General features: G+C 72.5%; 17 protein-coding genes. 11 read left to right on the forward strand and 6 right to left on the reverse strand.

Going from position 1 to position 17,286, the window contains the following annotated elements:
• Positions 1-23: 23 nt before the first annotated feature.
• Positions 24-1,181: a S1 family peptidase gene (locus NLX86_RS23220; protein WP_254373698.1), complete on the reverse strand. Its 1,158-nt coding sequence runs from the start codon at positions 1,179-1,181 to the stop codon at positions 24-26.
• Between the two features lie 448 nt (positions 1,182-1,629).
• Here NLX86_RS23220 and NLX86_RS23225 point away from each other — a divergent pair, with 448 nt between their 5' ends.
• Positions 1,630-2,508 carry a polysaccharide deacetylase family protein gene (locus NLX86_RS23225; protein WP_254373699.1) on the forward strand — a complete coding sequence of 293 codons (879 nt, stop codon included), beginning with the start codon at positions 1,630-1,632 and terminating at the stop codon, positions 2,506-2,508.
• On the opposite strand, the gene NLX86_RS23230 is transcribed toward NLX86_RS23225, so the two are convergent.
• Together NLX86_RS23230 and NLX86_RS23235 are read right to left on the reverse strand one after the other, a co-directional pair.
• Entirely contained in the window at positions 2,509-2,697 is a 189-nt protein-coding gene (locus tag NLX86_RS23230) for a hypothetical protein (RefSeq protein ID WP_254373700.1), read from the reverse strand.
• 22 nt (positions 2,698-2,719) lie between these two features.
• Entirely contained in the window at positions 2,720-3,397 is a 678-nt protein-coding gene (locus tag NLX86_RS23235) for an AIM24 family protein (RefSeq protein ID WP_254373701.1), read from the reverse strand.
• A gap of 39 nt (positions 3,398-3,436) precedes the next feature.
• On the opposite strand from NLX86_RS23235, the gene NLX86_RS23240 reads away from it, so the two are divergent.
• From NLX86_RS23240 to NLX86_RS23260, 5 genes are all read left to right on the forward strand, one after another.
• A complete protein-coding gene (locus tag NLX86_RS23240) occupies positions 3,437-4,222 on the forward strand; it encodes a peptidyl-tRNA hydrolase (RefSeq protein ID WP_374213940.1) in 786 nt (261 codons plus the stop codon).
• 162 nt (positions 4,223-4,384) lie between these two features.
• The gene (locus tag NLX86_RS23245; protein WP_254373703.1) at positions 4,385-5,185 is read left to right on the forward strand and encodes a DUF4142 domain-containing protein; all 801 of its coding nucleotides are present in this window, start codon (positions 4,385-4,387) and stop codon (positions 5,183-5,185) included.
• Between the two features lie 141 nt (positions 5,186-5,326).
• Positions 5,327-6,754 (forward strand): DUF692 domain-containing protein, encoded by a 1,428-nt coding sequence (locus NLX86_RS23250; RefSeq protein WP_254373704.1) that lies wholly within the window; start codon positions 5,327-5,329, stop codon positions 6,752-6,754.
• A gap of 5 nt (positions 6,755-6,759) precedes the next feature.
• Entirely contained in the window at positions 6,760-7,734 is a 975-nt protein-coding gene (locus NLX86_RS23255; RefSeq protein ID WP_254373705.1) for a TIGR04222 domain-containing membrane protein, read from the forward strand.
• Between the two features lie 28 nt (positions 7,735-7,762).
• Entirely contained in the window at positions 7,763-8,080 is a 318-nt protein-coding gene (locus tag NLX86_RS23260; RefSeq protein WP_308409633.1) for a hypothetical protein, read from the forward strand.
• Positions 8,081-8,120: 40 nt separating this feature from the next.
• Here the strand turns inward: NLX86_RS23260 and hemQ are convergent, their stop codons facing one another.
• Together hemQ and hemG are read right to left on the reverse strand one after the other, a co-directional pair.
• A complete protein-coding gene (gene hemQ, locus NLX86_RS23265) occupies positions 8,121-8,834 on the reverse strand; it encodes a hydrogen peroxide-dependent heme synthase (protein ID WP_254373706.1) in 714 nt (237 codons plus the stop codon).
• A gap of 4 nt (positions 8,835-8,838) precedes the next feature.
• Entirely contained in the window at positions 8,839-10,383 is a 1,545-nt protein-coding gene (gene hemG / locus NLX86_RS23270; protein WP_254373707.1) for a protoporphyrinogen oxidase, read from the reverse strand.
• A gap of 177 nt (positions 10,384-10,560) precedes the next feature.
• Between hemG and NLX86_RS23275 the strand changes: the two genes are divergently transcribed.
• Positions 10,561-11,520 carry a DUF4349 domain-containing protein gene (locus NLX86_RS23275; protein WP_254373708.1) on the forward strand — a complete coding sequence of 320 codons (960 nt, stop codon included), beginning with the start codon at positions 10,561-10,563 and terminating at the stop codon, positions 11,518-11,520.
• A gap of 52 nt (positions 11,521-11,572) precedes the next feature.
• Positions 11,573-12,952 carry an FAD-dependent oxidoreductase gene (locus NLX86_RS23280; protein WP_254373709.1) on the forward strand — a complete coding sequence of 460 codons (1,380 nt, stop codon included), beginning with the start codon at positions 11,573-11,575 and terminating at the stop codon, positions 12,950-12,952.
• Between the two features lie 124 nt (positions 12,953-13,076).
• Here NLX86_RS23280 and hemE read toward each other — a convergent pair whose 3' ends face one another.
• Entirely contained in the window at positions 13,077-14,141 is a 1,065-nt protein-coding gene (gene hemE, locus NLX86_RS23285; protein WP_254373710.1) for a uroporphyrinogen decarboxylase, read from the reverse strand.
• 91 nt (positions 14,142-14,232) lie between these two features.
• Here hemE and NLX86_RS23290 point away from each other — a divergent pair, with 91 nt between their 5' ends.
• From NLX86_RS23290 to NLX86_RS23300, 3 genes are all read left to right on the forward strand, one after another.
• Positions 14,233-14,892 carry a DUF3000 domain-containing protein gene (locus tag NLX86_RS23290; RefSeq protein ID WP_254373711.1) on the forward strand — a complete coding sequence of 220 codons (660 nt, stop codon included), beginning with the start codon at positions 14,233-14,235 and terminating at the stop codon, positions 14,890-14,892.
• A 234-nt stretch (positions 14,893-15,126) separates the two neighbouring features.
• Positions 15,127-15,789: a response regulator transcription factor gene (locus NLX86_RS23295; protein ID WP_254373712.1), complete on the forward strand. Its 663-nt coding sequence runs from the start codon at positions 15,127-15,129 to the stop codon at positions 15,787-15,789.
• Between the two features lie 107 nt (positions 15,790-15,896).
• Positions 15,897-17,174 carry a ribonuclease D gene (locus NLX86_RS23300; RefSeq protein WP_254373713.1) on the forward strand — a complete coding sequence of 426 codons (1,278 nt, stop codon included), beginning with the start codon at positions 15,897-15,899 and terminating at the stop codon, positions 17,172-17,174.
• Positions 17,175-17,286: the final 112 nt, after the last annotated feature.

Genomic DNA, 17,286 nt, shown 5'->3' on the forward strand with positions numbered 1-17,286 from the left:
CCGTCATGAAAGGGATTTCCGGGTCAGCCGTTCTGGCCGGGGCCGTCGCCCGCGCCGTCGCCCGCGCCGATCTCAGCGCCGACCGCGGCCAGTGCGGTCGTCACCGGCTGGAAGAAGGTCTCGCCGCCGGAGGTGCAGTCTCCGCTGCCGCCGGAGGTGAGGCCGATCGCACTCCCGTCGGGTGTGAAGAGCGCACCGCCGCTGTCGCCCGGTTCCGCGCAGACACTGGTCTGGATGAGCCCGGTGACGGTGCCTTCCGGGTAGTTCACCGTGGCATTGAGCCCGGTCACCGCGCCGTCCCTGAGCCCGGTGGTGCTGCCCATCCGGAACACCTGCTGGCCGACGGCCGCGTCGGCCGCCTGGGTGATCTGCACGGTCTGGCCGCCGCCGACGTCGACCGCGCTCGGGGCGTCGGTGCCCGGGTCGTCGTACGTGACGAGTGCGAAGTCGCCGTCGCCCGGAAACGTCGCCGCCTGCACCGTACCGATGGGCGCGCCGTTCGGGTCCTGCGACCACTGCTCGGCGGCGACACCGCAGTGCCCCGCGGTGAGAAAGCCGGGCTGCCCGTCGTCGGTGGTCACGTTGAATCCGAGGGAACAGCGCGCGCCGCCCCCGAAGATGGCGTCGCCGCCCTCGATGAACGGCTTGAACTCGCCTGCGGACTTCTGGATACGGGCCATGCCCGTGCCCAGCGATCCCACGGCGCTCTCCAGTCTGTTCCAGCGCTCACCGGTGACCGTGCGGTCCGCCGTGACCAGGATCTGGTTGGTCCGCGGGTCGAAGGCCCACGCCGTGCCCGGAATGCTGGCCCGCTTGGTCAGCGACCGCGTGGCCGACTTCAGTTCGCCGGCGCTGTTCTGCACCTGCCTGGCCACCGCGCCGGCCTTCTTGACCTCGACGTTCACGTTGTTGTTGTTGCCCACGACGTTGACGACGACCTGTTGCTTCTCGGCGTCGTAGTACGCCCCTCCATAGGCCGCTTCGCCGAGCTGCGAGGCCAGCTGCGCGACGAGGTCCGCCGCCGACGCGGCGCTCACCGCCCTGGGGGCGGGCCCTGACGGGGGCTCGGACCCGGACTGCGAAGCATTGGCTTGCGGCAGCAGCACGGCGGCCGCGGCGATGCCCACGGCTCCGGCTCCTGCGAGAACGGCCTTTCGCTTCGATATGCGCCTGTGACTCAACTCGTCGCCTCCTGCGGGGGTACGGAGCCCGGTCGCCGACGGAAACCGGGGGGACGCGTCCGACCACTGATACGCGTGGGACGGGAGTCGTGTTCACCGGCCTCGCGGAAAGAAGGTTTCCGATGTGGTGAGCCAACCGCCGTCACCGCGACCGCAGTTGTGGTTTGCGGCCGTACCGTCGCCGTGAGGACACTGCCGGCCGAGGGCGCGAGCGGTACCGTCGCCGAGGCGGACCGTCCCACACCCGCGCACCTCGGCCCTGCCGGCCCCGCCCCGACGCGGGGTGGCGGCGGCGGGACGGTGGGGGCTGCCCGGACCGAGACCGGCCAGGGGTGGATCGTCGAGGTCACCTTCAGCAGCGCGGACCGCTTCCTCTCCGGGGCACCGGGCGCCCGCCGACAGGGTGACGGCTTCGCCGTCTGGGGTGCCGCGAGCCGACACTCCTTACATGATCGTATATTTTCCGCGAGTGACCATTTTTGTAGGAAGATTGGCGGCGGCTGCGGTTCTCGGTGCCGTACTTACCGGTTGCGGGGGCTCCGATCCGCGCCCCGGACCCACCGCGGCCCGTAGCGCATCCGCCTCCCCGCCCGCGGCGACCGCTCCCGGTTCACCGCAGTCGAAACCGCCCACCATGGCCCCCGGCCCCGCCGGCCTGACGCCCGTCTTCGAGCGCGCCCGCACCTCCGCCGGGGAGAAGACCGTCGCGCTCACCTTCGACGCCGACATGACGGCGGATCAGGGCCCGCGCGCAGCCCGTGGCGAGCACTTCGACAACCCGGCGCTCATCGCCTCACTGCGCCGCCTCAAGGTGCCTTCGACGGTCTTCATGACCGGGCGGTGGGCCGAGGAGTATCCGGACCAGGCCAGGTCCATCGGTACCGATCCGCTCTTCGAGATCGCCAACCACTCGTACAGCCACCACGCCTTCAAGTCGCCCTGCTACGGCCTGCCCGCCCTCGACAACAAGGCGGCGCGCGCCGATGTGGAGCGGGCATTCGCCGCCTTCCGCAAGGCGGGTGCGCGCAACACCGTGCCGTACTTCCGCTTCCCCGGCGGCTGCTACGACGACCGGGCGCTACGCGCGCTCGCCCCGGCCGGGGTCACCGCGGTGCAGTGGGACGTGGTCAGCGGCGACGCGTTCGCGAGCGACGCGGACGCCGTGGCGGAGCAGGTGCTCGCCGGCGTGCGGCCCGGTTCTGTGGTGGTGATGCACTGCACGCGCAGCGCCGCGCCGGTCACCGACGAGGCGATCGAGCGGATCGTGCCGGAGCTGCGCAGGCGCGGCTACCGCTTCGTGAAGGTCTCCGAACTCATCGAGAAGTGATCAGCCGGAGCAGGCGCTGCGCTGCGCCTCCTGCCATTCGCAGACCGGGCACAGCACGATGCCCGGCGTCGCCACTGCGTACTCGGTCGGCTTGCCGCACCGTACGCAGTCGGCGTACGGCGGGCCGCCGGGCACGACCGCGGGCGCGCGGCCGGCCGGCGTCTCGCAATACGGCTGGTTCTCGTCCATACGTACGAGCGTACCGGCGGTGTCAGTTGGCGGTGGCCTTCTCGGGCTTCGCCTCGCTCGGCCGTACGATCACGAAGCCCTCGCCCTGGAGCATCAGCTGGACGGCCTCGCCGGAACCGCCGCGCAGCATCGAGCCGACGCTCTGCGAGCGGTGCAGGGAGGTGTTCAGCTGCGCGCTCCAGCCGACGACCGCGTCGGTGTCGACGTACACCGGGGCCTGCTGGGAGACGGGGATGACCAGCGGGTTGCCCTCGCAGATCACGCCGAGCCTGCCGTAGCCGGTGAAGAGGCTGTTGAAGAGTCCGCCGCCGGTCATACCGGCACCCTTCACCGTCTTGATCTCGTACGAGAGGGTGGCGTCGAAGCACAGCACGTTGCGGCCGTTGATGGTCAGCGCGTCGCCCTGGTCGAGGTCGACGATGAAGCAGTTGGCGGCCTCGTGCGCGAACCACGCCTCGCCCTGGCCGCGGACCGCCATCAGGGGCAGGCCCTCGCCGGTGACGGCGCGCTTGAGCATGCCGCCTATGCCCTGGCCCTTGCGTTCGAACTGGAGGTTGCCGCGGAAGGCGATCATCGATCCCTGTCGCGCGAGCATCTCCCCGTTCACGGCGTACTTGATCGACTTGGCGTTCTGCAGGGTCATCCCGGGTGCGGTGGCGGGCTGGACCATGTTCTCGGAGGCAAAAAGATCGCTCTTCATACGGCGCATCCTCACCCGGAGGCATCGGCTCCGCCAACAATGCTCACGTCACGGCCTGGCAAACTGAGCGGCGTGAACAACCAGTACAACAACGCCAACGCCACCCCCGACAGCCCTTTCCGGCACGAACAGACCCGGCGCGACGCGGCACCGCAGTTCGTGCTGCCGCTGGTGGTCCGTATCGAACGGGCCGAACCCCCGGCGCGCACCGACGCGCTGGAGACGGCGGCGCGCGCGGTTCTCGTCCTGCTCTCCGACGAGCGGTCGCGCGGCGTGGGGGTCCCCCCGGCGGAGCCAGGGGGAGAGTGGGCCGCGGCGGTGCGGGACTGGCAGGACGCCCGGATCCGCAAGGTCGTACGGCGGGCGCGCGGGGCGGAGTGGCGGCGGGCCGGGACGCTGCCGGGCATCACCGTCACCGGCAAGTCGGCGCAGGTGCGGGTGTTTCCGCCGGTTCCGCTGGACGGCTGGCCCAAGGAGCTGGCCAAGCTCCAGGTGTCGGGCACCGACCTCGACGATCCCGAGCCGCCGGCCGGTCCCGACCTCACCGCTCCGGTGCTGTGGCTGAACCCGGACCTAGGAATGTCGGCCGGCAAGGCTATGGCCCAGGCGGGCCACGGCGCCCAACTCGCCTGGTGGGAGCTGCCGGCGACGGAACGGGCGGCGTGGCGCGGCGCGGGCTTCCCGCTGTCCGTACGGACCCCAGGGCCACAGCTGTGGCGTGAACTCACCACGAGCGGGCTGCCGGTCGTCCGGGATGCCGGATTCACGGAGATCGCACCGGGTTCGTGCACGGTGGTCGCCGACCACCCGGCGCTGCGCGGCTGAAACTGCCGCTGGCTGAAACAGCAGGCCCACAGGCCGCTTTGCTCTCCCCTTGAACAGAGCGGTGACGAAATTCGTACCCACCAATACCTGCAAGTAGGTTGAACGCCTGTTCAGTCGGCGGTTTGGTTCGACGGTGTAACGCATCTGCCCGGGAGAAACACATTGCGACGCATCAACGGAACAGCTCTCATCATCGCGGCCCTCGTCGCGACCCTCGGCGCCCTCGCCTTCCCGGTGTGGTCCTACGCGGACCGCTCCGGCACCGGGCAGGCCAATCTCAACGCGTCGACGGTCGCGACCCAGTGGGGACCGCTGTCCGCCACCGACCGGGACTTCCTGGTCAAGGTGCGGCTCGCGGGGCTGTGGGAGCTGCCCGCAGGACAGCAGGCGATCGAGCGCGCGCCCAGTGAGGCCATCAAGGCCACCGGCGACCACCTCGTCGTCGGGCACGCGGACCTCGACAAGCGGGCCCGCCTGGTGGCGGCCAAGCTGAGTGTCGAGCTGCCGAACGTGCCCAACGAGCAGCAGCAGGGCTGGCTGCAGGAACTCTCCGCCGCGACCGGAAAGACGTACGAGCGGAAGTTCGTGCAGCTGCTGCGCAACGCCCACGGCAAGGTCTTCAGCCTGGTCGCGCAGGTCCGGCACACGACCCGTAACACCCTCATACGGCAGCTGGCGACCGACGCCAACCAGACGGTCCTGGACCACATCACCATGCTGGAGAACACCGGGCTCGTGGACTTCGACGCCCTCGCCAACGAGGCCGCCGGCGGCGCCACCGCCAGCCCGACCGGACCTCCGCCGCCCGGCTCCTCGGTGCCGCAGGTGCCGGTCCCGGCCGTGCCGACGGGCACGGACCAGAAGTTCACCTCGCGGCCGTCCGCCCAGCCGACGGAGGAGCTGGACAACGGGTCCGTGATCAACACCAACCGGCCCGAGCCGCAGGGCCACCGGATGGAATAACGGGTTCCACTCCGGAACCTCGCCCGGAACTCTGCCGGAACCTCAAATGAAGCTCTGAACGTCCCCTCCTCTGGGTTCGCCGCGCTCCGCCGGGGCCATTACCCCAGCACCCGTCGAACGTACGGAGCAGAGGAGGGGAACATGGAGCCCATGACTCGCCTGGGGACCGGCATCGGCTGGCGGCCGGAAATCGCCGACGCGGTGGAACGGCTGCCCGGTGTCGACTGGGTCGAGGCCGTCGCCGAGAACCTCTGCCCCGGCCATCTGCCCGAATCGCTGCTCCGGCTGCGCGAGCGCGGCACACTCGTCGTCCCGCACGGCGTCTCGCTGGGCCTCGGCGGGGCGGAGCGCCCGGACGCGGGACGCCTCGCGGACCTGGCGGCCCGCGCCGAGGCGCTCGGTTCGCCGCTGGTCTCCGAGCACATCGCGTTCGTACGGGCGGGCGGCCCGCTCACGGCCTCCCCCCGCCTGGAGGCGGGCCATCTGCTGCCGGTGCCGCGCACCCGGGACGCTCTCGCGGTGCTGTGCGAGAACGTTCGTATCGCGCAGGACTCACTGCCCGTGCCGCTGGCCGTCGAGAACATCGCCGCGCTCATCTCCTGGCCGGACGAGGAGATGACGGAGGGCCAGTTCCTGGCGGAGCTGGTCGAGCGGACCGGAGTACGGCTGCTGATCGATGTCGCGAACCTCCACACGAACCGGGTGAACCGGGGCGAGGATCCGGCGGCGGCGCTGGACGAGCTGCCGGTCGAGGCGATCGCGTACGTCCATGTCGCGGGCGGCGTCGAGCGGGACGGAGTGTGGCACGACACGCACGCGCACCCGGTGACCCGCCCGGTCCTGGACATCCTGGCGGAACTGCGCGCGCGAACCGATCCGCCGGGGGTGCTGCTGGAACGGGACGACGACTTCCCGCCGGAGGCGGAACTGGCGTCGGAACTCACCACGATCCGCGCGACACTGGCGAAGCCGCAGTCGCCCGCGACCTCGGCGCCCCTGCGCGCCGCGGCGGGCGGACCCGCAGCCGGTTCGCACGTGAGCGGAGCGGCAGGGCGCAGCGTCGCCCGGGGCTCCGGGGCGACGACCGTCCTGCCGGGTGCGCCCATGGCGCGGGGCGCCGTGCCCGGCACGGAGGCCGGGGGCGTCGCGGCCGACGACGGCGCCGCCCGGACCCGGCTGGCGCTTGCGCAGACCGCGTTGCTGTCCGCGCTCGTCGCCGGCACCCCCGCCCCGGAGCGCTTCGACGCGCGTCGCCTGCGCGTGCAGAGCCGGGCGCTCGCCGCCAAGCGGGCGGACGTCATCGCCAAGGTCGCCCCCGAGCTGCCGCGGATCCTCGGCGACCGCTACCGCCGCACGTTCCTCGCGTACGCCAAGGCCCGCCCCATGACGGACGGATACCGCCGTGACGCCCTCGACTTCGCCGAGCATCTGCTGATCGCCCAGATGCCCGAGGACCCGGCCGTACGCCGCCGGCTGACCGACTGGTGGCGCGAACGTGCCGCCCCGCAGCCGCCCACCCGTACCACCCGCTTCGTACGGGCGGCTCGTGCCGCCCTGGTCAGGAGGTGACCGCCGTGAACGTTGTCGCTGTGCTCTGCTACCTCGCCCTCGGAGCGTCGTCCGTCGCGCTGATCGCCGGTCTGGCCGGCGCCCGCAGGAACGGTCCGTCCGGCGGCCATGTCCACGATGTGATGGAGGGGGCCTTCCTGGCCGGCGGCCCCGCCCGGGTCGTGGACACCGCCATCGTCGCGATGGCCACCGACGGCCGGCTGTCCATCGGCGGCCCCGGAATCGTCTCCGTGCATCCGTACAGCGCGGTCCGCGAACCGGTCGAGCGCGCCGTACTGGATGCGCATGCGGAGGCGCCGAGCGGTGCGCTGCACACGCTGCGCTTCGCGGTGATGCGCAGTCCGGCCGTACAGGAGATCGGGGACGGCCTGGCGGCGCGCGGCCTGATGGCGGCGCCGCGCGAGAACCGGAAGTGGCGGATCTGGGGCCTGGCCCAGGCGGTCGGCTGCTTCCTGGGCTTCCCGCTCGCCTTCGTTCTCACGATCGTGCAGTTCGTGGACGAGGATCCGTTCGACGCGGGGTTCCCCTTCATCGTGCTGGTGGCGCCGGCGCTGATCGGCGGCGCGGTGACGGGCGCGGTGTGCGCGGGGATCGCGAAGAGCCGTATCACGAGGGCCGGGCAGCAGGCGCTGCGCGAGTACCGCACGGCCCAGGCGTACGCGACGCATCCGGCGGTCCTGGTGGGCACGCAGGGCCTGGGCGCCCTGCCGGACCCGCTACTGCGGGCGCAGTTGGTGGCGGCGGCCCGGGAACGGCGCGCCGCGGCGCGAAGCACGGGCGGCGACGACGCCGCCGCGGGGGTCGTGGTGTGGTGCGCCGCATCCAGCCCCGGAGGGGGCGGAGGCTGCGGCGGCGGTGGCGGAGGCCGGGGCGGGGGCTCAAGCTGCAGCTCGGGCTCAAGCTGCGGTTCGGGCAGCTCTGGCAGCTCGGGCTCGAGCTGCAGCAGCAGCTCCGGCTCCAGCTGCAGCAGCAGCTCCTGACCTCCGCCGGGCCGGAGTTCGGCCTACCGTGCGACGCCGTGGCACGAGGCACGGGACCTCGCCGGCGGCGCCGGCCTTCCCGATCTGGTCGCACCAGACCGCCCGGGCACCGGCCCAACCCAGTCGCCGCGCAGTTCTGGCCATCGCCCGGGTCGAGGTACACCCGTACTCCAGGTGGGCCTCCCCCGCCGGGCAGCGGCTGCTCGGCTGCCTGTCCGGCGACAGCGCGGGAGACGACCGGGAGTTTCTCACCGCCGTCGCCGTCCACGGGGTGGCGGTGGTGCGGGACCCGGCGCTGCGTGCCGCCCTGTCGGGCGGCGGCCGGAGCGGGCACCGGGGTCGCTGACCCCGGCGGCCCCGGCCGCGACCGCCCCGGCGGGCACCCGTCAGGCGAGTCCGGCCACCAGCTCGGCGACGGACTTCCGGCGCCCGGTGTAGAACGGCACCTCTTCACGTACGTGCATCCGTGCCTCGGACGCGCGCAGGTGCCGCATCAGGTCGACGATGCGGTACAGCTCGTCCGACTCGAAGGCGAGCAGCCACTCGTAGTCGCCGAGCGAGAAGGACGCGACCGTGTTGGCGCGCACGTCCGGGTAGCCACGGGCCATCTTGCCGTGGTCGGCGAGCATGCGGCGGCGGTCCTCGTCGGGCAGCAGGTACCAGTCGTACGAGCGTACGAAGGGGTAGACGCTGACGTAGTTGCGCGGCGTCTCGTCGGCCAGGAAGGCCGGGATGTGCGACTTGTTGAACTCGGCGGGGCGGTGCAGCGCCATGTTCGACCAGACCGGCTCCAGCGCGCGGCCCAGCTTGGTGCGGCGGAACAGGTTGTACGCCTCCTGGAGCTCGTCCGCGGTCTCCGCGTGCCACCAGATCATGAGGTCGGCGTCGGCGCGCAGGCCGGACACGTCGTACGTGCCGCGGACGGTGATGTCCTTCGCCGCGAGCTGGTCGAACAGCTCCTGCACCTCGTCGGCGTAACCGGCGCGGTCCTCGGGCAGCACGTCGCGCAGCTTGAAGACGGACCACAGGGTGTAGCGGATGACCTCGTTGAGGTCCTTGGCCTTCTTGCCGGCGTTGGGAGTCTTTTCAGGAGCAGTCATGCGGCTATTGTCCCGCGTCACGTCCCGTGACCGGCGCCAGGGTGGCCAGCACCTCGTCGGCGGCGCGGCGGGCGCTCGCGATGCAGGCCGGGATGCCCACCCCGTCGTACACCGCACCGCACACCCGCAGACCCGGCAGCCGCCCCACCGCCTCGCGGATCCGGGCCACGCGGCCCAGGTGGCCCACGGGGTACTGCGGCAGTCCGCCGTTCCAGCGGGTGACGACGGAGGCGACCGGGCGGGCCGCGAGACCCACTGCCTCGCCGAGGTCGGCGAGCGAGACGTCGACCAACTCGGCGTCGTCCCGCTTCAGGTCCGCCTCCTCGCCGTAGCGGCCCACCGAGGTGCGCAGGACGAACAGGTCCGGGTCGCCCTCGCCGACCCAGCGCCACTTGTTGGCGGAGAAGGTCGACGCCTTGATGGTCCGGCCGTCCACGGGCGGCACGAGGAAGCCGCTGCCGGTGAGCCCGGCCGGCACGTCGGCGCGCCGGAAGGCCATGGTGACCAGGGCCATGGAGGCGTACTCGACGGCGCGCAGCTCGCGCGCGGCGGCCGGAGCGGCCGCCGCGAGCAGGTCCGCAGCGGGGGCCGCGGGCGTCGCGAGGACGACGGCGTCCGCGTGGATCACATGCGGCGAGGCCGTCGTTCCGGCGGTGTCGCCGCCGCGGCGCGTCCCGGACCGGCCGACCCCGGTACCCCCGGTGCCCGCAGCGGCAGTGCTGGACGGGGCGGCCCCGGCGCCGACGGCCGTCACGATGCGCCAGCCGGTCGCGACGCGGGTCAGCTCACGCACCGGGGTTCCCGTGAGGATCTCCGCGCCGGCGGCCCGGCAGGCTTCGGCCACGGCGAGCGGGAGCCGGCCCACGCCGCCCTCGATACCCAGGAAGACGGGACCGGTCGCCCCTGGCCCGGCGGCGGTGCGGGCCTGAAGTTCCCGTACCCCCTCGCCCAGCGAGCGGTGGGTCCGCGCGACTTCGAAGAGCTGGGGGACGGCCGCGCGCATCGAGATGCGGTAAGCGTCGCCCGCGTACACCCCGCCGAGCAGCGGCTCCACGAGCCGGTCGACGACCTCGCGGCCGAGCCGGGCCGCGACGTACTCGCCGACCGCGACATCGTCGCCGATCTCGGTCGGCGGCAGTTCGGCGTCCTGTCCGATCCGGCGCAAGCCCGCGTCCGACATGACTCCGGAGGCGGCGAGCGGCGCGAGATCGCCGGGCACACCCATCACATGCCCCTTGGGCATCGGGCGCAGCGCGCCGCGCGTCCAGAGGGCGGCGGTCGCGGTGGCCGGCGGCTGAAGTCGCGCGTCGAGCCCCACCTCGCGGGCCAGGTCCACCGCTTCGGGGCGCCTGGCCAGCATCGATTCCGCGCCGAGGTCGACGGGTACGCCCGCGAGTTCACCGGCGTGCAGCTTGCCGCCGAGCCGGCCGGAGGCCTCCAGAACGGTCACGCGCACCCCTGCGCCGAGCAGCCGGTGGGCGGCGGCCAGTCCGGCGATCCCGCCCCCGATGACGACGACATGGCCCGTACGCTTGTCCGCTTCGTGCATGGGTCCACTCTCTCAGACCCGTTGCACACACCGTTACGAGTCCTGACCGTGACCGCATCGGGATCAGGAAGGGGCAACCCGTTCCCGGGGCCCGCGCGTCGAACCTGCGACATCAACCACCATCCACCGGGGGTACCCGTTATGCGCGCAGCCAGCAGGTCAGGGCGACGACGACTCATGGCGACGGCAGCCGTTCTCCTCACCGCCGTGCTCGCGGTCGGCGGGTGCGGCGCGAGTGACACTGCCGAACTGAGCCGGGGCGACAGCAAGGCGGCCGGCCCGGAGGCGGCGGCGGACCGGGGCGGAGCCGCCGACACCGGGGCGAAGCAGCCCACCGAGCCGGGGGCGAAGAAGCCTGCGGTCCCCCGGAACCACATCATCCGTACGGCGACGCTCACCGTGGAGGTGAAGAGCGCGCAGAAGGCGCTCGAGGTGGCCCGCTCCGCCGCCGAGTCGGCCGGGGGCTTCGTCGGCAACGAGACGACAGAGCGGGACGACGACGGCGGGATCTTCTCGAAGCTCGTGCTGCGCGTGCCCACCGACCGGTTCGCGGGCGTGCTCGCCGACATCGAGGGCACTGGCAAGCTCATCGGCCGCAAGGTCGGCGCCCAGGACGTCACCGAGCAGGTGGTGGACGTCGACAGCCGCATCAGGACGCAGCAGGCGAGCGTCGCGCGGGTGCGGGAGATGATGGACAAGGCGACCAAGCTGAGCGATGTCGTCATGCTCGAAGGCGAGCTGAGCACGCGTCAGGCCGATCTTGAAGCGCTGCTGGCCCAGCAGGCGTCGCTGAAGGACCGAACGAGCATGGCCACGATCACGCTGGAGGTCTCCGAGCCCGAGACGAAGCGCGAGGAGAAGAAGGACGACGATCCCGGCTTCCTCGACGCCCTCGGCGGCGGCTGGGACGCGTTCGTCGCGACCCTGCGCTGGATCACGGTCGTGATCGGCGCGGTGCTGCCGTTCGCCGCCGCGGCTGCGGCGCTCGTCCTGCTGTGGCTGCTGGTACGCACCCGGCTGCCGCGCCGGAAGGCCCCGGCGGTGGATGCGCCCACCGCGGCGCCGGGGAATGTTCCGCTGCCCCGGCACGTCCCTGCAGGAGAAGAGCCGGAGCCGCAGCGGCCCGAGCGGGACTGAACCGCCGCTCGCACGTAGCGTGTTCCGCAGTCACGGACCGGAGGGACGCGCAATGGCAGCAGAGCGGCTGGTGGTCGTCGGAGGCGACGCGGCGGGCATGTCCGCCGCGTCGCAGGCCCGCAGGCACAAGGGCCCGGACGAGCTGGAGATCGTGGCCTTCGAGCGGAGCCACTTCACGTCGTACTCCGCCTGCGGCATCCCGTACTGGGTCGGCGGCCTGGTGACCGAGCGGGACGACCTGATCGCCCGTACGCCCCAGGAGCACCGCGAGCGCGCGATCGACCTGCGGATGCGGACGGAGGTCACGGAGATCGACGTGCCGGGCGGCCGGGTCCGCACCCGTGACCTCGAATCGGGCGCCGAGGCGTGGACCGGCTACGACAAGCTCGTCGTCGCGACGGGCGCGCGCCCGGTCCGGCCGCCGCTGCCCGGCATGGACGCGCCGGGGGTGCACGGCGTACAGACCCTCGACGACGGACAGGCCCTGCTGGACACGCTCGCGCGTACGGAGGGCCGCCGGGCGGTCGTCGTCGGCGCGGGCTACATCGGCGTGGAGATGGCCGAGGCGCTGCTGAACCGGGGCTACGAGGTGACCGTGCTGAACCGGGGCGCGCAGCCGATGTCGACGCTCGACCCGGACATGGGCCGGCTGGTGCACGAGGCGATGGACGGGCTCGGTATCACGACCGTCTCGGGAGCCGAGGTGACCAAGATCCTCACCGGCGGAGACGGGCGGGTCCGCGCGGTGGCCACGCAGGACGCGGAGTATCCGGCGGACGTGGTGGTCCTGGGCATCGGCGTGGAGCCCGAGACGGCTCTCGCGCGCGCCGCCGGGCTGCCGGTCGGCGAGTACGGGGGCCTGCTGACCGACCTGTCGATGCGGGTGCGCGGCCACGAGAACATCTGGGCGGGCGGCGACTGCGTGGAGGTGCTCGATCTGGTCGCGGGCCGCAGCCGCCATGTCGCGCTGGGCACCCATGCCAACAAGCACGGCCAGGTGATCGGCGCGAACGCGGGCGGCGGCTATGCGACGTTCCCGGGCGTCGTCGGCACGGCCGTCAGCAAGGTGTGCGACCTGGAGATCGCGCGCACCGGTCTGCGCGAGAAAGACGCCCGCGCGGCCGGGCTGCGGTTCGTGGCGGCCACGATCCAGGCCACCAACAGCGCGGGCTACTACCCGGGGGCCGCGCTGATGACGGTGAAGATGCTCGCCGAGCGCCGCTCGGGGCGGCTGCTCGGCGTGCAGATCGTCGGCCGGGAGGGCGCGGCGAAGCGGGTGGACATCGCGGCGGTCGCCCTCACCGCCGGCATGACGGTAGACCAGGTGACAGCCCTGGACCTGGGCTATGCCCCACCGTTCTCCCCAGTCTGGGACCCGGTCCTGGTGGCCGCCCGCAAAGCAGTGACGGCAGTCCGAAAGGCGAGCGCGTAACGCCTGCGGCGGTGTCCTCGATCGCCTGACGGGCTGGATTTCTCCGCGAAATCCAGCCTCGCCGGCGTTTGAGGCGTGGGGGTTCGGGGGCGGAGCCCTCGGTTTCGGGAAGCCCCGCCGCGGCCTACCGCGCCGTCGACTCGTGCACGTCGGCCACCAGCCGCGTCAGCACGTCCGGGTCCGTCGTCGGCAGGACGCCGTGGCCGAGGTTGAAGATGTGGCCCTCCAGGCCCGCCGCCGCGTCCAGCACCTCGCGTGTCTTCGCGCGCACCGCCTCGGGGGTGGAGAAGAGGACGGCCGGGTCCAGGTTGCCCTGGAGCGCCTTGCCCGGACCGACCCGGCGTGCGGCCTCGTCCAGCGGGACTCGCCAGTCGACGCCGACGACGTCCGCGCCCGCCTCGCCCATCAGGCCGAGGAGCTCGCCGGTGCCCACACCGAAGTGGATGCGCGGGACGCCGTACGACGCCACCGCGTCGAAGACCTTCGCCGAGGCGGGCAGCACCGAGCGGCGGTAGTCCGCGGGAGCGAGGGCGCCGACCCACGAGTCGAAGAGCTGGACGGCGCTCGCGCCCGCCTCGATCTGGACCTTCAGGAAGACGGAGGTGATCTCCGCGAGGCGGTCCAGCAGGTCGGCCCACAGCTGCGGGTCGCCGTACATCAGCGCCTTGGTGTGCTCGTGGTTGCGCGACGGGCCGCCCTCCACGAGGTAGCTCGCGAGAGTGAACGGCGCACCGGCGAAGCCGATGAGCGGAGTGGATCCGAGTTCACCCGTGAGCATGCCGATGGCCTCGGTGACGTACGCGACATCCGCCGGCTCAAGATCGCGCAGCTGCGCCAGGTCGGCGCGCGAGCGGATCGGCTGGGCGACGACGGGGCCGACGCCGGGCTTGATGTCGAGGTCGATGCCGATGGCCTTGAGCGGCACCACGATGTCGCTGAAGTAGATCGCGGCGTCCACCTTGTGGCGGCGCACCGGCTGCAGCGTGATCTCGGTGACCAGGTCGGGCCGCATGCACGACTCGAGCATCGCGGTGCCCTCGCGGACCTTCAGGTACTCGGGCAGTGAGCGTCCGGCCTGCCGCATGAACCAGACCGGCGTGTGCGGCACGGGTTCGCGCCTGCACGCCTTCAGGAAGGGGGAGTCGTACGTCTGGGTCTGCTGGCCCGTGGGGCGGTCGTTGGCACTCACGCCCAGAATCTTCGCACGTACGTCGAAGTGCCTGCCCCGGGCCGGGTGTCCCTCCCTGCGGGACGGCCTCGTTCCGCCTAGTCTTCCCCGCATGGCTGCGGCTCAGGGACGATTTTCAGATGGCGCTGACGGTGTGGACAGCGTGGGAGACACCGAGGAGAGCTCCGTCCCGCTCCCGTTCCGGCGGGCGGTCGAGGCCTTGCAGAAGACCAGCCTGCGGCCGGGGCTGGAGATCGAACCGAGCCGGCCGCCGCAGCGTCTCGCGCCGCACGCCTACGCGCTCGAGGCGGCGGTCGTCGACGGCGACGAGGACCTGGCGGACGGCCGCCTCGTCCTCCTGCACGATCCGGCCGGGCACGACGCCTGGCAGGGGACCTTCCGGCTGGTGACCCTCGTACGGGCGGAGCTGGAGCCGGAGATGGCGGCCGATCCGCTGCTGCCGGAAGTGTGCTGGTCGTGGCTGACCGGCGCGCTGGAGGCGCGCGATCTCGCGTACGGCGAGGCGAGCGGCACCGTCACCCGGGCCGGTTCGTACTACTTCGGCGGGCTGTCGGAGCGCAGGCCGGCGACGCAGATCGAGATCCGTGCGTCGTGGACCCCGCGCGAGGGCGTGGGCGGCGTGCCGGACACCGCGGCCCATCTCGCGGCGTGGTGCGATCTGCTGTGCCAGATCGCCGGGCTGCCGCCGGCCGGTCCCTCGGACACTACGGTGGTGTCGCTGCCGCAGCGGCGCGGTCCGCAGACCCGCTGACGGAGTTCATCAGTCCGGGTTCACCGGTCCGGGTTCATGAGTCCGGGAGTGCGGGCTTCTGATCGCACATGATCGATCGCGCGTCCGAATTGCCCGAATTGTTACTCACCAAATCGTGATCATTTCCTAAAGCCGGGTCGGTGACGTGCCGAAGAGGTCAGTGACCATCCGCACGGTTCGCCCCGGCTTCATCCCCGAGCCGGCCCCGTCCCACCACTCCCCCCAGGAGGCCTGGTGTCCGTTCTTCTCGAGCAGCCCGCAAGCCTGGTCGCCTACCGCCCGAACAAGCCGACGGCCATGGTCGTCGTGGCCGACCCGCGCGTCCGCTCCACCGTCACCCGCCACCTGTGGGCCCTCGGAGTACGTGACGTGATCGAGGCGTCGTCCATCGCGGAGGCCCGTCCCCGCGTCGGCAACCCGCGCGACATCTGCGTTGCCGACGTCCACCTGCCCGACGGTTCCGGGCTGACCCTGCTGTCCGAGACCCGAGCCGCGGGCTGGCCGAACGGCCTGGCCCTGTCCGCCGCCGACGACATCGGCGCCGTCCGCAACGCCCTCGCCGGCGGCGTCAAGGGCTACGTCGTCACCGGTACGCGTACGAACGTCGGGCTCCCCACCCGGCCCGGCGCCGCCCCCGTCGGTTCGACCGCCGCCCGTATGCACCGCCGCCCCCCGGGTGCCCCGAGCCACCCGGGCGGCTACCGCGAGCTCTCCGGCCGTGAGGTCGAGGTGCTCCGGCTGGTCGCCGAGGGCCAGTCCAACAAGGCCATCGGCGTCTCGATGGGCCTGTCCGCACTGACCGTGAAGAGCCACCTCGCCCGTATCGCCCGCAAGCTGGGCACCGGAGACCGGGCCGGGATGGTGGCCGTCGCCCTCCGTACCGGCATCATCCACTGACCCATTCGCCGGGCGATTCGCCCGGATAACCGTTGTACATCCACCGCGCGCCCGTCGACGGAACGTTCCGTCGACGGGCGCGGTGCATACACAGATACCCTTGACACGTGACCGACGCCCAAGAGACCGCAGCAGACGCACCACTGCGAACCACCGGGGGCGCTCCCCCGGACGACGTCGAACCGGCGCCGATTCCTTTGCTCGAGCCGCGCGAAGGCATCCCCCCGGTTGTCGAGACCGAGGAAGCCCTCGCCGCAGCGATCGCGGCCTTCGCCGCGGGCAGCGGCCCCGTCGCCGTGGACGCCGAGCGCGCGTCCGGCTACCGCTACGGCCAGCGCGCCTATCTCGTACAGCTGCGCCGCGAGGGCGCCGGGTCCGCGCTGATCGACCCGGTCGGCTGCCCGGACCTGTCGGGCCTCGGCGAGGCGCTCGCCGGCGCCGAGTGGATCCTGCACGCCGCCACCCAGGACCTCCCGTGCCTGCGCGAAATAGGCATGATCCCGACCCGGCTGTTCGACACCGAGCTGGCCGGCCGGCTGGCCGGCTTCCCGCGGGTCGGTCTCGGCGCGATGGTCGAGAGCGTGCTCGGTTACGCCCTGGAGAAGGGGCACTCCGCGGTCGACTGGTCGACCCGGCCGCTGCCCGAGCCGTGGCTGCGGTACGCGGCCCTGGACGTGGAGCTGCTCGTCGACCTGCGCGACGCGCTGGAGAAGGAGCTCGACCGGCAGGGCAAGCTCGAATGGGCGCACCAGGAGTTCGACGCGATCGCCTCCGCGCCGCCCGCGCCGCCGCGCAAGGACCCGTGGCGCCGTACGTCCGGTATGCACAAGGTGCGGCGCCGGCGGCAGATGGCGGTCGTACGGGAGCTGTGGAACGCGCGCGACAGCATCGCCCAGCGGCGGGACATCTCGCCCGGCAAGGTGCTCGGCGACGGGGCGATCGTCGACGCCGCGCTCGCGCTGCCCCCGAACGCCAACGCGCTCGCCGCGCTGCCCGGGTTCGGGCACCGTATGGGCCGGCGCCAGCTGGAGCAGTGGCAGGCCGTGGTCGACCGGGCCAGGGCCCAGCCCGACGCCGAGCTGCCCCAGCCCGGCCAGCCGCTCACCGGGCCGCCCCCGCCGCGGTCCTGGGCGGACAAGGACCCCGTGGCGGCGGCCCGCCTGTCGGCGGCCCGCGCGGCGGTCTCCGCCCTCGCGGAGGAGCTGAACATGCCGCAGGAGAACCTGATCACTCCGGACACCGTGCGGCGCCTGTGCTGGGAGCCGCCGGCCGAGCCGACCGAGGCCGCGGTGGCGGCGGTCCTCGCCGCGTACGGCGCCCGCCCGTGGCAGATCGAACAGGTGACTCCGTCCCTGCTCACGGCCCTCTCGGCGCCGGCGGCCTGACGCGGACCACCCCAGAACCCCCGGCCACTCGGCCGGGGGTTGGGACCTGTTGTCTCGTAAGACCACTCTTGTGAGTGATAGTGCATTTTGGTGAGTGTCATTACGGTCGCGG

It is taken from the genome of Streptomyces sp. A3M-1-3, from assembly GCF_024213665.1.
Lineage (GTDB): Bacteria > Actinomycetota > Actinomycetes > Streptomycetales > Streptomycetaceae > Streptomyces.